At 34.4% G+C, this 15107-nt stretch carries 13 protein-coding genes; 11 read left to right on the top strand and 2 right to left on the bottom strand.

Annotated features, from left to right (window positions below):
• From EG814_RS15840 to EG814_RS15860, 5 genes are all read left to right on the top strand, one after another.
• The coding region (locus tag EG814_RS15840; protein ID WP_125722873.1) for an Ig-like domain-containing protein at positions 1-2623 on the top strand (2623 nt) is incomplete at its 5' end.
• Between the two features lie 47 nt (positions 2624-2670).
• Entirely contained in the window at positions 2671-3603 is a 933-nt protein-coding gene (locus EG814_RS15845) for a PorP/SprF family type IX secretion system membrane protein (RefSeq protein ID WP_125722874.1), read from the top strand.
• Positions 3604-3614: 11 nt separating this feature from the next.
• Positions 3615-5552 carry an OmpA family protein gene (locus EG814_RS15850; protein WP_125722875.1) on the top strand — a complete coding sequence of 646 codons (1938 nt, stop codon included), beginning with the start codon at positions 3615-3617 and terminating at the stop codon, positions 5550-5552.
• Positions 5553-5794: 242 nt separating this feature from the next.
• A complete protein-coding gene (gene ligA / locus EG814_RS15855) occupies positions 5795-7798 on the top strand; it encodes an NAD-dependent DNA ligase LigA (RefSeq protein ID WP_125722876.1) in 2004 nt (667 codons plus the stop codon).
• Positions 7788-8480, top strand: a complete 693-nt coding sequence (locus tag EG814_RS15860) for a hypothetical protein (RefSeq protein WP_125722877.1) — start codon at positions 7788-7790, stop codon at positions 8478-8480. Before ligA ends, EG814_RS15860 begins: the two co-directional genes overlap by 11 nt.
• Here the strand turns inward: EG814_RS15860 and EG814_RS15865 are convergent.
• Both EG814_RS15865 and EG814_RS15870 read right to left on the bottom strand, forming a co-directional pair.
• Positions 8467-9378, bottom strand: coding sequence for a bifunctional metallophosphatase/5'-nucleotidase (locus EG814_RS15865; protein WP_125722878.1), 912 nt, complete (start codon positions 9376-9378; stop codon positions 8467-8469). The genes EG814_RS15860 and EG814_RS15865 overlap by 14 nt on opposite strands.
• Positions 9379-9421: 43 nt before the next feature.
• Complete coding sequence (locus tag EG814_RS15870) at positions 9422-10201, bottom strand: 5'-nucleotidase C-terminal domain-containing protein (RefSeq protein WP_125722879.1); 780 nt, start codon at positions 10199-10201, stop codon at positions 9422-9424.
• A 47-nt stretch (positions 10202-10248) separates the two neighbouring features.
• Here EG814_RS15870 and EG814_RS15875 point away from each other — a divergent pair, with 47 nt between their 5' ends.
• From EG814_RS15875 to porD, 6 genes are all read left to right on the top strand, one after another.
• Positions 10249-10761: a DUF6913 domain-containing protein gene (locus tag EG814_RS15875; protein ID WP_125722880.1), complete on the top strand. Its 513-nt coding sequence runs from the start codon at positions 10249-10251 to the stop codon at positions 10759-10761.
• Positions 10762-10776: 15 nt separating this feature from the next.
• Positions 10777-11658, top strand: a complete 882-nt coding sequence (dapA, locus tag EG814_RS15880) for a 4-hydroxy-tetrahydrodipicolinate synthase (RefSeq protein ID WP_125722881.1) — start codon at positions 10777-10779, stop codon at positions 11656-11658.
• A gap of 137 nt (positions 11659-11795) precedes the next feature.
• A complete protein-coding gene (locus EG814_RS15885; RefSeq protein WP_125722882.1) occupies positions 11796-12590 on the top strand; it encodes an outer membrane protein assembly factor BamD in 795 nt (264 codons plus the stop codon).
• An 8-nt stretch (positions 12591-12598) separates the two neighbouring features.
• Positions 12599-12916 carry a DNA-directed RNA polymerase subunit omega gene (locus tag EG814_RS15890; protein ID WP_008463064.1) on the top strand — a complete coding sequence of 106 codons (318 nt, stop codon included), beginning with the start codon at positions 12599-12601 and terminating at the stop codon, positions 12914-12916.
• Positions 12917-12923: 7 nt separating this feature from the next.
• Positions 12924-14138: a bifunctional phosphopantothenoylcysteine decarboxylase/phosphopantothenate--cysteine ligase CoaBC gene (gene coaBC, locus EG814_RS15895; RefSeq protein ID WP_125722883.1), complete on the top strand. Its 1215-nt coding sequence runs from the start codon at positions 12924-12926 to the stop codon at positions 14136-14138.
• 69 nt (positions 14139-14207) lie between these two features.
• Complete coding sequence (porD, locus tag EG814_RS15900) at positions 14208-15092, top strand: type IX secretion system protein PorD (protein WP_125722884.1); 885 nt, start codon at positions 14208-14210, stop codon at positions 15090-15092.
• Positions 15093-15107: the final 15 nt, after the last annotated feature.

The following is a 15107-nucleotide window of genomic DNA, read 5'->3' on the forward strand; positions in this document are numbered from 1 at the left end:
AGCTACTGGATGCGAAAGCGCTACAAGATTAACAGTTGACGTAATTGTAAGCGACCCTGGAACTCCGACATTAGTGACAGCAGGAACGCAAAACTTCTGTTTGGAAGATGCTCCTACATTTGCAAGCATTCAGACAAATGAACCAAATATTGTATGGTATACAGCTTTAACAGGAGGAACAGCAATTCCATCTACAACGGCACTTACGACAGGACAATATTTTGCATCGATTTCAGATACAGCGACAGGCTGCGAAAGCGCTACAAGATTAACAGTTGATGTAATTGTAAATGACCCTGGAACTCCAACTTTAGTAACAGCAGGAACGCAAAATTTCTGTACGGTTGACGCTCCAACTTTTGCAAGCATTCAGACTACTCCGGCAGCAAATATTGTTTGGTACACGGCTGCAACTGGCGGAACAGTTATTGCGCCAACAACAGTTTTAACAACAGGACAATATTTTGCGGCGATCTCAGATACAGCGACAGGCTGTGAGAGTGCTACAAGATTAACAGTTGACGTAATTGTAAATGACCCTGGAACTCCAACATTAGTGACAGCAGGAACACAAAACTTCTGTACGGTTGATGCTCCAACTTTTGCAAGTGTTCAGTTTAATGAATCAGCTATTATTTGGTATACAGCTTTAACTGGCGGAACAGCTATTCCATCAGCGACAGCTTTAACTAGCGGTACATATTATGCAGCGATTAGTGATGCTGCAACTGGCTGCGAAAGTGCTACAAGATTAGCAGTTGTAATTAATGTAACAGATCCAGCGACGCCAACAACAACTGCTGCGACACAGACTTTCTGTTCAGGAGAAAATCCAACAGTTGCTAATATTCAAGTAAATGAAAGTAACGTGGTTTGGTATACTACGCAATCAGGCGGAACAGCTTTAGCAACAACAGCGGCATTAACTACAGCAACTTATTATGGAGCTATCAAAGATCCTGCAACAGGTTGCGAAAGCAGTGTAAGATTACAAGTGGCTGTAACAGTTGGTAATACAATTAATCCAACTACAAATAATGCGTCTCAAAGTTTCTGTTCTGCAAATGCACCAACATTTGCTAGTATTCAAGTAAATGAAGCAAACGTAACTTGGTATACTGCTGCTATAGGCGGTACAGCAATTTCGTCAGCAACAGCATTAACTTCAGGAGTTTATTTCGGAAATATAATTGATGCTGCAACAGGCTGCGAAAGTTCAACTCGTTTGCAAGTAACAGTAACAGTAGCAGATCCGGCTGCGACACCAACTACAAATAATGCAACACAGAATTTCTGTACATTAAATTCGCCAACAGTTGCCAATATTCAGGTAAATGAGGCAAATGTGGTTTGGTATGCTACAGCAACAGGAGGAACAGCTATTCCTGCAACTACAGCTCTTGATACAGGTACTTATTATGGCGCTGTTTCAAGTACTGCAGGTTGTGAAAATCCAGTAAGATTAGCTGTTGTTGTAAATGTAAATTCGCCAAGTGTTATTACAACACCACGAACAACACAGAGATTCTGTTTATCAGCTTTGCCAACATTGGCTAGTATTTTGGTAAACGAAGCAAATGTGGTTTGGTATGCAACTGCAACTGGCGGAACACCATTAACAAATACAACTCCGCTTACTGCAACAACATATTATGCAGGTGCTTTAGCTAATACTACAAATGGTTGTGATAGTGGGCCAAGATTAGGAATTACAATTGAATTTGAAAATGATGCTGCAGTGCAATTAGCAACAACAGACGATACTCCTTGTGTATTTAAAGGTGTAACATACTCAATTGCAAATGGTAAATCTAATTATGTATGGACTATCAACGGAGGTACAATTATTTCTGGTGGTGGTACAAATGACGGATCTGTAACAGTTTCTTGGTCAGATATTGGTCCAGGAACGGTAACTGTAGCCTACGTTAATAATTGTGACGAAAGAACTATTAAGACTTTAAATGTTACAGTAGCTAGTTGCTCAGATTTAACAATCACTCATACTGTAGATAATCCAACTCCGAATTTTGGAGATCAGGTAACATTTACCATAACAGTAAACAACGTAGGGGAAGGAGATTTCATAAACGCTCTTGTTAGCGAATTACTTCCTAGTGGTTTACAATATGTAAGTTCATCTACATCTACAGGAACTTATGATCCTACGGCTCAGCTTTGGACAATACCATCACTGCCAGCAGGTCAGAGTGTAGTATTAACAATTGTAGCAGAGGTGTTGCCAGGCGGTACTTATACAAGTGTTGCAACTGTTGAAACTTCAACTCCATTAGATGTTGATGCATCAAACAATTCAGCCTCAGTAACAATAGAGCCAGTTTGTCTAACGGTTTACAATGAGTTCACTCCAAATAATGATGGTAAAAACGATTTGTTCAGAATTGACTGTATTGAATCTTATCCAAACAACGAGCTGAAGGTGTTTAACAGATATGGAGCACTAGTGTATAGTAAAACACATTATGAAAATGATTGGAACGGTACTGCAAATGTATCCGGAGTTGTTAATAGAGGAGATATGCTGCCAACAGGTACTTATTTTTATGTGATAACCATTGGAGATGGAACGGTTAAAAAAGGCTGGTTGTCTATCATGAGATAACCCACTTCTATTAATCATCTAATTAATTAAACTAAATAAGTATCGTTATGAAACTATATATAAAATCATTAGAAACGTATTTTATTCTAATATGTTCTTTTATTACAGTTTGTGCTTCGGCACAGCAAGATCCGGGATATACGCAGTATATGTATAACACTATGGCGGTAAATCCAGCGTATGCTGGATCTACCGGAACCATAGAGGCCGCACTCTTATATCGTTCTCAATGGGTAGGAATGCCGGGAGCACCAGAAACACAATCTTTTTCGGTTCATTCTCCTCTTAGAAATGAAAAATTAGGGATAGGATTAAGTGTTGTGAATGATAAAATTGGACCTTCCAACGAACTCTATCTTGATGGAAACTTCTCTTATTCATTGCCTCTTGGTTATGAAAAAAGACTGGCTTTTGGTATCAAAGCTGGAACAAGAATGTTAAACATCGATTGGTCTAAAGGAAGATATTATGATAATGACGATGTTTTGTTAAATCAGAACATTAACAATCAGATGAAACTAGCAGTTGGAGCAGGAATTTATTACTATACAGAAAAATGGTATGTAGGACTTTCAGTTCCGAGTTTTATTCAGAATGATTACTATGATGATGTTCAAGAATCTATTGATTATGATCGTATGCATTACTATTTAATGGGAGGTTATGTTTTTGACTTAAGTCCAAGTTTGAAATTTAAACCTGCCTTTTTAGTAAAAGCAGTAAGCGGAGCGCCACTTACAGCAGATATATCGGCAAATTTCATGATTCAAGAAAAGTTTGTTATAGGAGGAGCATATCGAACAGATGATTCGGTAAGTATACTGGCAGGTTTTCAAATATCACCAAGTTTCTATCTTGGATATGCTTTTGATTATACTGTGAGCCAATTGAACAAATACAACGATGGTTCTCACGAATTCATCTTACGTTATCAATTTGTGAAAAACCAAAGTAAAATTAAGTCTCCTCGATTCTTCTAAAAATAAAACTTATGAGAAAACTATATATCCTATGTTTAATTTTGAGCGTTACGTTTAGTTTCGCTCAAAAAACAAATTTAAAGAAAGCCGATGCTTTGTTTCGAAACTTTTCTTATGCGGATGCTTCTAAGGCTTACGAAGAAATTTTACAAAACATAAAAGATCCATCAGCGCAGACTTTGAAGAACGCGGCAGATTCCTACTATTTCATTTCAGATTCTAGAAATGCGCTTAAATGGTACAGAAAACTGTATGAAGTTCAAGGAAACAATCTGACTGATATTTACTACTTGCGTTATATCCAATCTATGAAAGCAGTTATGGATTATGATGAAGCAGATAAAATCACAAAAGAATATCTAGATAAAAAAGGAGATAAAGCAGAAATTAATAGATACGTTGCCCAGAAAAAATACATGGACAGCGTTGCCAAAGCAAAACCTCTTTATACCATTAAAAATTTGGATATCAATACGAGTAAATCAGACTTTGGAGCTACATTTTTTAAAGACAATGTAGTGTTTACGTCGGCTCGTGATACAACAAAGTTCAGCGAAAAACTGTATACCTGGAACAATCAGCCCTTTCTTAATCTGTACATTGCAGAAAGAAATCCGGCAGATGGCAGTTTATTCAACGAGACGGTTTTTCTGCCAAATGTAATGACCAAATATCATGAAGCAACAGCAAGTTTTGATAGTGAAGGGAAAACAATTTATTATTCAACCAACATTGTAAAGAAAAATAAACTGGTTGTTGATGAGGCAAAAGTCAATAATTTTCAAATTGTCAAAGGATCGATCGTCAACAATAAATTAGAAAATCCGCAGAAAGTATTTTTTGACAGCGACGATTATTCTGTAGGACATCCTTCATTGAGTGAAGACGGACAATGGCTTTTCTTTGCTTCAGATATGCCTGGAGGTTATGGAGAAACAGATTTGTACATGGTAAAAATAGCGGCAGACGGCACCATGAGTTCGCCTCAGAATTTAGGGCCAAGTATTAATACCATTGGTAATGAGGTATTTCCATTCTTCCAAAACGGAGTATTATATTTCTCTTCTGATGGACACTATGGCTGGGGAGATTTAGATGTATACGAAAGTAAGTTTCTGTCTAATGGAAGTTTTTCAGTACCCAAAAACCTTGGCGCACCAATTAACAGTAACAAGGATGACTTTTCTTTTATAATTGACAGAACAGATGCATACGGTTACTTTTCTTCAAACAGAGCGGAAGGAAAAGGCGATGATGACATTTATTCTTTTGTAAAAGGAAAACCAGTCTGTAACCAAAGTATATCAGGAATGGCTTTCGATCGTAAAACGAAAAAGCCTTTGACAGATGTTACAATAATGGCATACAACTCTTTTAGTGAAGTTTTAGGAGAAACGAAAACCAACTATGAAGGAAAATATGCCATTGAAGTTCCTTGCAACAAAATGGTGAAAATGATTGCCGCAAAACCAAATTACAGCAGTGACGACAAAACAGTAGAAACAACTGGCCAAAATGGCGGAGAAATCACAAATGTAAATTTTGAATTGAGCAATTACGATGATTTGGTAGTTAAGAAACAAGGAGTAGAAAAAGTAGATGTAAACCCAATTTATTTCGATTATGACAAGTATGATATTACGCCAAAAGCCATAGAAGAATTGACCAAAGTAGTTTTTATCATGCAGAAGTTTCCAAACATTAGAATCAAAATTGAGTCGCATACAGATTCACGCGGAAAAGATGCTTATAATTTGAAACTTTCAGATAATAGAGCAAAATCTACACGAGATTATATTCTTTCACAAGGCATAGATGCTTCTAGAATTGAAAGCGCAATTGGTTACGGAGAAAGCCGATTAATTAATAAATGTAAAAATGGTGTAAAATGTACAGAAGAAGAACATGTATTAAATAGACGTTCCGATTTTATCATTATTCAAAAATAGTTTTATATTTGCAGTGTAATTATTTGATTATCAGTAAATAATATAAAACGTCAAAACCATTTGGAAGTTGGTTTTTTTAATTCTTTTTTAGAATAATGGACAAGGAGAGAATCAGACTGCATGAATTTGCAGTCTGATTTTTGATTTTCTAAAACTTTTATTTTTTCTACATTGAAACAAAAATAAATTCTAATTTTGGTATTCAGTTTTTCATCATTATAATCTGCAATATTTTACTATTTATGAGCATTCAAGAGACCATTCAAACATTACGAAATGAACTTAATCAGCACAACTACAATTACTATGTGTTAGACAATGCCACAATTTCAGATTATGATTTTGATATTAAGCTCAAAGAACTTCAGGATTTAGAAAACAAGCATCCAGAATTTTTTGATGAAAACTCACCAACTCAGCGAGTAGGAGGAACTGTCACTAAAAACTTCAAGACAATTGCACACCAATACCGAATGTATTCTTTGGATAATTCGTATTCTAAAGAAGATCTTTTAGATTGGGAAAACCGTATTCAGCGAGTTTTAGGAAATGTAGACTTGCAATATACTTGCGAATTAAAATATGATGGAGCTTCTATAAGCATTACTTACGAAAACGGAAAATTAGTTCAGGCTTTAACCCGCGGAGATGGTTTTCAGGGTGATGAAGTTACAAATAACATCAAAACTATAAAATCAGTTCCGCTACATTTAAAAGGAAATTATCCAGATAAATTTGATATCCGTGGCGAAATTATTCTTCCGTATGCTGGTTTTGAAAAAATGAATCAGGAATTGATTGAAATTGGTGAAACACCCTATTCAAATCCAAGAAATACAGCATCGGGAAGTTTAAAACTGCAAGACAGTGCTGAGGTTGCTAAACGACCGCTGGAGTGTCTCCTTTATTTTGTAACAGGAAACAATTTACCTTTCAAAACCCAACATGAAGGTTTAGAATTGGCTAGAAGCTGGGGATTTAAAGTGCCAAAAGAAGCAAAATTAGTCAACAATATGAATGAAGTTTTTGACTTTATCGATTATTGGGATGTGCACCGTCATAATTTACCTTACGAAACAGATGGTGTAGTAGTCAAAGTAAACAGCATTCAGCATCAAGAAGAATTAGGCTATACGGCAAAATCGCCTCGTTGGGCAATGGCCTATAAATTTAAAGCCGAACAAGTTTCAACCAAATTAAAATCAATTTCTTATCAAGTTGGTAGAACCGGAGCGATAACGCCAGTTGCTAATCTTGAGCCCGTACAGCTTGCAGGAACTATTGTAAAAAGAGCTTCGCTTCATAATGCCGATCAGATTGAAAAATTGGACATTAGAGTAAATGACACTGTTTTTGTAGAAAAAGGAGGAGAAATTATTCCGAAAATCATTGCCGTAGATTTAGAAAAGCGCCCAGAAGATTCAGAAAAAACACATTATATCGCTTATTGCCCAGAATGCCATACAGAATTGGTTAGAAATGTAGGAGAAGCCAATCATTACTGTCCTAATTTTTACGGATGTCCTCCGCAAATTATAGGTAGAGTCCAGCATTATATTTCAAGAAAAGCAATGGATATTGAAGGACTTGGAGGGGAAACTGTTGCCTTACTTTTCAAAAATGATTTAGTGCACAATTATGCCGATTTGTACGAATTGAAAGTAAAAGACATTCTGCATCTAGAAAGAATGGCTCAAAAATCGGCAGAAAACTTGGTAAATGGAGTACAGAAATCAAAAGAAATTCCGTTCGAAAGCGTACTATTTGCGCTTGGAATTCGATTTGTAGGTGAAACAGTGGCAAAAAAACTAGCCAAACATTATAAAAATATCGATGCTCTTAGCCAAGCTTCTTTAATGGATTTGGTTCTGGTTGATGAAATTGGAGAAAGAATCGCCAAAAGTGTTATCGAATTCTTCGAAAATGAAGAAAATAGAAAAATTATTGAACGTTTAAAAAGTTATGGAATTCAATTTGAAATTGAAGAAAAAATAAACCCAAATGCTACTGATAAATTTGTTGGAAAAACTTTTGTGGTTTCCGGCGTTTTTAGTCAATTTTCTAGAGACGAATTAAAGAAAGCCATTGAAGATAACGGAGGAAAAGTAGGAAGCTCAATTTCTGCAAAAACAGATTTTGTAGTGGCGGGAGATAATATGGGACCAGCCAAACTGGAAAAAGCAACAAAGCTGAATATTACCATATTGTCAGAAGATGATTTTATAAACAAATTGAATGAAGCCTAATAAACCATCATTAATTCTGTTTTTTCTAGCCTTATTTTGTACAATCATTTTTGATTGGACAGGACAAGACTTTTTTGCAACGTATGCAAAAGCAATTGTGCTTCCTGCCATTTTTATTTATTTTTTAATTAGTAGCGAGTTCAAAATAGGAAAAACAGAAGGTTTTATTTTCTTTTTTTGTTTTGTTGGGCAAGTTTATGATCTAATGGATGTCGAAAGCTCCGAAATAGGAGGAGTTTTCAGTTTTCTGATTGTTTATAGTTTAATTGTTACCCTATTTATTCGGGAACACGAAAGGATAAAGTTAACCAGACGGGATATTCTGCCTATTTCTATCGTAGTCGTTTTTCTAGTCTACTTATTAGTCTCTGTTCTGAGTCTCCAGCTAGATAGTATGAGAAAGTTTATTCTGATTTATACCGTATACGGAATCGTTCTGAGTCTCTTGAGTTATTTTTGTTTTGTTAGTTATATCACCAAAGGCACACATATAGCTTTATTGATGTCACTTATGGCAATAAGCTACATCTTCTCTGATATCTTTTATATTTTTAATGAATATTTCTCGAATTCTGTTGTTTTACTCCTAATACGAGATACAACTCAAATTCTAGCTTATTTCTTTATGGTAGAATACTTTTTAGAAAAAGCTAGAATTCAAAAAAAGGTTATACAACAATAGTTGCGCTTTGGTTGGTATGGGCTTTGTCTTTATCAAAATAAAAATCGATACGGCCTAAATTAATTCCGTAACAGCCTACTTGATTTACCAAAACTTCTTTACCCGCTTTATTTTTTACAATTGTTGGTTTATCTAAGAAAGTATGTGTATGGCCGCCAATAATTAAATCGATATCCTGAGTTTGTTCAGCAAATTTCAAATCACTTATTTTAGTCGGATCATCTTTGTATTTGTAACCTAAATGCGAAAGGCAAATAACCAAATCACATTTTTGTTCTTTTTTTAAAAGCTGTGCCATGTCTTGGGCAATTTCAACCGGATTGTTATAAACTGTTTCCAAGTACAATTTTTTATCTACTAAACCTTGCAATTCAATTCCAACACCAAAAACACCAACTTTAATTCCGTTTTTATTAAAGATTTTGTACGGCTTAACATGTCCGTCCATAACCGTATTTTTAAAATCATAATTCGAGTTGATAAAATCAAAACTTGCGTGCGGAAGCTGAGCATATAATCCGTCAAGGCCATTATCAAAATCATGATTTCCAATTGTAGAAGCATCATATTTCATCATGCTCATCAATTTGAATTCTAATTCTCCTCCGTAATAATTAAAATATGGTGTTCCTTGAAAAATATCTCCAGCATCCAACAAAAGCACATTCGGATTTTCTTTTCGGATTGTTTCAATTAAAGCTGCACGGCGAGACACTCCACCTTTATTAGGATTACGCGGATCATCAGCAGGAAAAGGATCAATGTGACTGTGCACATCATTAGTATGTAGAATCGTTAAATGCTTATTATCGTTACTTTCAAAACTGCTCAAAGACAATCCTAAACTTAATAGGGCAGTACTTGCTGCTGTTTTTTCGATAAACTCTCTTCTTTTCATTTTTTATGTTTTTTGCAGGAATGCTATACTTGTTTTTGTGATTTTATTCTTCTGTGATTCTGATATTTTTTGGAGCAACAACCGTGTCTACTTCTTTAAAATAATCAATCAATACATCTCTAAGCTTATAATTTAAGTCAAATTTTTGAGTGTTTTTTGCAAAGAAAGTCATGCTGTCGCCACCGTTTGCTAAATAGTCATTTGTGGCAACATAATACGTTTTACTTAAATCAAGCGGTTTGCCTTGCACCATGATGTTTTTTGCTTTTTCGTCTTTAGTAATCGTAAAAGTCATTCCAGACAAAGGTTGAGGTTTTTTCTCCTTAATAATATAAGCAGCAATTTCTGAGATTTGTTCTCCTTTTAATGCCAAAACCACCAAGCTATTTTCAAAAGGCATAATTTCAAAAGCATTTCTTGAGGTAACATTTCCTTTTGGAAGAATAGCACGAATACCACCGTGATTTAAAAGGCAAACATCAATATCTTTCTTTTCACGTTTATTAAAAACGAGGTTTCCTCTCTGCAGACAAACATCAGCCATCAAGCTTCCAATTCCAGTCTGCCATTTTCCAGTGCTTTTGTCAAGTGTTTCAGGGCAATACGCCAATACGTTATCCAAATCCTTATTAATATGATCGCGATAAGGCTTAATGAAGTTTTCAATATCAGGAGTTTCTCCAGTCTTTTCAGTAACAGGAAGTTGCTTTCCTTCAATTTTAGTTAAGTTGTAGTTTTTGGGGCTACAAGAAGAGATTAAAAAAAGTGTTAAGAATATAACAAAAAGTTTTAAAAATCCGTTATACTTTTTTAGTTTTACCATTTTAAATGCAATTGAAATAATTAATTTTGTAATCGAGTAAAAGTAGTATGTTTTTGAATTATATAAAGGAATTTTTCGTAAAAAAATCATTAAAATTTCATTTAAATAATGAAAAACGCGAAGTATTCTCTAAAAACGTTCAAACAATTGGTTTATTGATAGATGAGAGCAATTTTGAGCATTCAGAAGCACTAATAAAGGAGTTAACGCTTCAAGGAATCGCTTTAGAAAACATAAAAGTTGTCGCTTACAGAGAAAAATTCAAAGAAAAAGAGACCTATTCACGTCCGACTTTTGGTAAAAAACATATCAATTGGAGAGGTGAAATTTCAGAAGATTTTTTGAATGAATTTATAGATTCAGAATTTGATCTTTTGCTAAGTTATTACAATGTTGAAGATGTTTTTTTAATGTTGATAACAAGCAAGTCAAAAGCTAAGTTCAAAGTCGGATTCTCTACTATAGATCAAAATCTGAACCGCTGGATGATTCATACAGAATTAGGAAACTATAAACTATTCGTTTCAGAATTGTTTAAGTATTTAAAAAATATAAAATAAATTATAATTAATAATATGCAATCATTGATAGGAACTGGTGTTGCGCTTGTAACGCCATTTAAAAAAGATTTTTCAGTTGACATTGAAGCTTTACAACGTATTGTAAACTTTTCTATAGATGGCGGAGTGGAGTATCTTGTTGTAATGGGTACAACTGCAGAAAATGCAACCCTTACAGCAGAAGAGAAAGAACTGGTTATAAAGACTGTAATCGATGTAAATAAAGGAAGACTGCCTCTAGTTTTAGGAGTTGGAGGTAACAATACTATGCAGATTGTTGAAGAATTAAAGACAAGAGATTTTGCTGCTTTTGAAGCGATTTTGTCTGTTTCTCCATATTATAATAAACCGACTCAGGAAGGAATATATCAGCATTTTAAAGCAATTGCCGAAGCTTCTCCAGTTCCGGTAATCTTATATAACGTTCCAGGAAGAACTTCAAGTAATATGCTTCCGTCAACAGTGGTGCGTTTGGCTAACGATTTTAAGAATGTTGTAGCTATTAAAGAAGCTGCAGGAGATATGGCTCAAGCCATGCAGATTATCAAAAATGCTCCAAAAGATTTCTTGGTGATTTCTGGAGATGATATGCTGGCATTACCTATCGTTTTGGCAGGTGGAGCAGGAGTAATTTCTGTAATTGGACAAGGTTTTCCTAAAGAATTTTCAGAAATGATTCGTTTAGGACTAAATAAAAAAGCTGTCGACGCTTTTAAAACACATTATTTCTTGTCAGATAGTATTGATATGATTTTTGAGCAGGGAAATCCAGCTGGAATCAAACAAATCTTCCAAGCCCTTGGAATTGCTGAAAACACAGTTCGTCTTCCGCTAGTTTCTGTAGATGATTCGCTAGCAACAAGACTGAATGAGTTTGTAAAAAACAGCATTAAATAATTGTTAAAGTGTTAGTATTTTAAGATACTAAAAAATTATTTTGCAGTAGCTAAATTAATAACTAAATTTGCCACCGAAACTTCGGTGCGATTTCACTTTGGCATAATTGTCTGAGAGATTCTAATAACAGTAAGAAAATGAAAAAAATACTATCGCTATTAATTGTTGTAACTCTTTTTTATTCTTGTGGAGAATATCAAAAAGCGTTGAAAAATGAAGACGTTGCAGCAAAATTTGAAATGGCGACAAAAATGTATGATGCTGGCAAATACACAAAAGCGATTCGTCTTTTTGAGCAATTAGCAACTTCTTACAGAGGAAAGCCGCAGGCAGAAAAGCTGTTTTACATGTTTTCTCAGTCTTATTATAAAACAAAACAATATTATCTAGCTGGTTATCAGTTTGAAGCTTTTGTTTCGGGTTATCCAAGAAGTGAAAAAGTACAGGAAGCTGCTTTTTTAGGTGCATATAGCTACTCTAAATTGTCACCAGTTTATAGCTTAGATCAAGCAGATACGGTAAAAGCATTAGAAAAATTACAAACTTTTATCGATAATTATCCAAATTCAGAATACATTCCTCAAGCAAATGAGACTGTACAAAAGTTAAACGGGAAGTTAGAGAAAAAAGCATACGAAAATGCTAAAGGATACAATACGATTTCAGATTACAAATCAGCTTTAATTGCTTTTGATAATTTTATTGCAGATTTTCCTGGAACACCTTTCAAAGAAGATGCATTGTTTTACAAATATGATTCAGCATATAAATTAGCAATTAATAGTGTTCAGTCAAAAATGGAAGACCGTTTGCATGTTGCTCAAACAGCGTATGCCAATTTGATCAAGTTTAAAAGCGATACGAAATATAGAAAAGAGGCAGACGAAATGAATGCCAGAGTTGAAACAGATTTACAAAAATTTACTAAATAAATAAAGTCATGGATTTAAAAAAGACGAATGCTCCTGTTAATACAATAACTTACAATAAAACAGTTATTGAAGAGCCAACAGGAAATGTGTATGAGGCAATTACCATTATGGCTAAAAGAGCAAATCAAATTAATTCAGAGATTAAAAAAGAATTGACTGAAAAATTAGAAGAGTTTGCTACTTATAATGATAGTCTAGAGGAAGTTTTTGAAAATAAAGAACAAATTGAAGTTTCTAAATTTTACGAAAAATTACCAAAACCACACGCTTTAGCTGTTCAAGAATGGTTAGACGGTAAAACTTACCACAGAAGTTCAAACAAATAATAGTACAATGTCAGTTTTAAACGGGAAAAAGATTTTGCTGGGGGTTTCTGGCGGAATTGCAGCGTATAAAACAGCCACTTTAGTACGACTTTTTATAAAAGCAGGTGCACATGTCCAAGTGATCATGACACCTGCTTCTAAGGATTTTGTAACCCCGCTTACATTATCTACTTTATCTAAAAATCCAGTACATTCAAGTTTCTTTAACGAAGATGATGCAGATGCAGTTTGGAACAATCATGTTGAATTAGGTCTTTGGGCTGATTTGATGCTGGTTGCGCCCGCGACTGCCAATACGTTATCTAAAATGGCGACAGGAAACTGCGACAATCTTCTAATTGCAACTTACTTATCGGCAAAATGTCCGGTTTATTTTGCTCCTGCAATGGACTTGGATATGTACAAACATCCTTCAACTTTATCCAGCTTTGCTGCATTAAAACAGTACGGAAATAGTATGATTCCGGCTGAAAATGGAGAATTGGCTAGCGGTTTATCGGGAGAAGGCCGTATGGCTGAACCTGAGAATATTGTCGCTTTCTTAGAAGCTGATTTAGAAAGTAAATTGCCTTTAAAAGGAAAAAAAATACTAGTAACGGCAGGTCCGACATACGAAGCGATAGATCCAGTACGTTTTATTGGAAATCATTCTTCTGGTAAGATGGGGTTTGATATTGCAAATGAAGCGGCAAGTTTAGGAGCTGAAGTTTTTTTAATTGCAGGCCCTACTCATTTTAAAGCAAAAAATAGTCTGATAAAAGTGGTAGATGTAGTTTCTGCCCAAGAAATGTACGACGCTTGCCATTTGTATTTTAATGAAGTTGATGTAGCTATTGCGGCGGCAGCTGTTGCAGATTACAGACCTAAATTTGTTGCAGATCAAAAGATTAAAAAAAATACAGAAGAGTTTTCGATAGAGCTGGAGAAAACAAAAGATATCTTGTCTTCTTTGGGAACCATTAAAAAAAATCAGTTTTTAATTGGTTTTGCATTAGAAACAGAAAATGAAATTGAAAATGCTAAGCTGAAAATTCAGAAAAAAAACTTAGATTTGATTGTTTTAAATTCCTTACAAGATAAAGGGGCAGGTTTTAAAAAAGAAACCAATAAAGTAACTTTTATTGATAAAAATTTTGAAATTGAACCTATGGAATTAAAATCAAAAGAATCTGTTGCGGCTGATATTTTGAATAAAGTTATTCTGCATTTTTCAAAATCATAAATTTAAAATATACGCCGAAAGCATAATTTGGAAGCAATTTATGTTTGTAAAATTTAATATTAGACGATTATGAATAAGATAGTTATACTATTTATGTTTTTAAGTTTTGGTTTTGTACAAGGGCAACAGTTAAACTGTACAGTAACTATTAATACAGATCGTCTAACAAATCCCAATAATCAGGTTTTTAAAACACTTCAGACTTCTTTGGCCGAATTTGTTAATAAAACAGATTGGACAGGATCGGTTTTAAAACAAAACGAAAGAATAAACTGTTCGATGTATATTACTTTGTCGTCAAACAGTTCAGATCAATTTACAGGAACAATTCAGGTTCAGTCTTCAAGATTGATCTTTAATTCTACCTATTCTTCTCCAGTTTTAAATTACAACGATAAAGATTTTAATTTCAGATATACAGAATACGAACCATTATTATTCAATCCAAATACTTACGATTCTAATTTGGTTTCTGTTATATCTTTTTATGCTTATCTAATATTAGGAATGGATGCAGATACTTTTCAAATGGGAGCTGGAAATCCGTACCTTCAAACGGCGCAGAATATTGCCAATGTGGCGCAACAGGGAGGTTTTAAAGGCTGGAATCAATCTGACGGACTTCAAAATCGTTATTATTTGATTAATGATATGATTGCGCCAACCTACAGTGACTTACGTCAAACTACTTATGCCTACCATACAGGATTAGATGCAATGACGCTAGATACAAAAGCGGCTAAAGAAAAAATAAAAAACTCATTATTGCTTATAGGCAAATTAAATTCGGTTAAGCCAAATGCTTTTATAACCCGAGTTTTCTTTGACGCAAAATCAGATGAAATTGTTTCTATTTTTTCTGGAGGACCAAGTATCACAATTACAGATTTAACCGATGTCTTAAATAAAGTTTCGCCGTTAAATTCTACCAAATGGTCGCAGATTAAATACTAATCTTCTTTTTTTATA

The sequence above is a fragment of the Flavobacterium ustbae genome (assembly GCF_003946915.1).
GTDB lineage: Bacteria > Bacteroidota > Bacteroidia > Flavobacteriales > Flavobacteriaceae > Flavobacterium > Flavobacterium ustbae.

Coding starts and splice junctions, on each gene's coding strand:
- EG814_RS15845 (WP_125722874.1), top strand. CDS start 2,671: ATGAAACTATATATAAAATCATTAGAAACGTATTTTATTCTAATATGT.
- EG814_RS15870 (WP_125722879.1), bottom strand. CDS start 10,201: ATGGTAAAACTAAAAAAGTATAACGGATTTTTAAAACTTTTTGTTATA.
- EG814_RS15865 (WP_125722878.1), bottom strand. CDS start 9,378: ATGAAAAGAAGAGAGTTTATCGAAAAAACAGCAGCAAGTACTGCCCTA.
- EG814_RS15885 (WP_125722882.1), top strand. CDS start 11,796: ATGAAAAAAATACTATCGCTATTAATTGTTGTAACTCTTTTTTATTCT.
- porD (WP_125722884.1), top strand. CDS start 14,208: ATGAATAAGATAGTTATACTATTTATGTTTTTAAGTTTTGGTTTTGTA.
- EG814_RS15850 (WP_125722875.1), top strand. CDS start 3,615: ATGAGAAAACTATATATCCTATGTTTAATTTTGAGCGTTACGTTTAGT.
- EG814_RS15890 (WP_008463064.1), top strand. CDS start 12,599: ATGGATTTAAAAAAGACGAATGCTCCTGTTAATACAATAACTTACAAT.
- coaBC (WP_125722883.1), top strand. CDS start 12,924: ATGTCAGTTTTAAACGGGAAAAAGATTTTGCTGGGGGTTTCTGGCGGA.
- ligA (WP_125722876.1), top strand. CDS start 5,795: ATGAGCATTCAAGAGACCATTCAAACATTACGAAATGAACTTAATCAG.
- EG814_RS15860 (WP_125722877.1), top strand. CDS start 7,788: ATGAAGCCTAATAAACCATCATTAATTCTGTTTTTTCTAGCCTTATTT.
- dapA (WP_125722881.1), top strand. CDS start 10,777: ATGCAATCATTGATAGGAACTGGTGTTGCGCTTGTAACGCCATTTAAA.
- EG814_RS15875 (WP_125722880.1), top strand. CDS start 10,249: ATGTTTTTGAATTATATAAAGGAATTTTTCGTAAAAAAATCATTAAAA.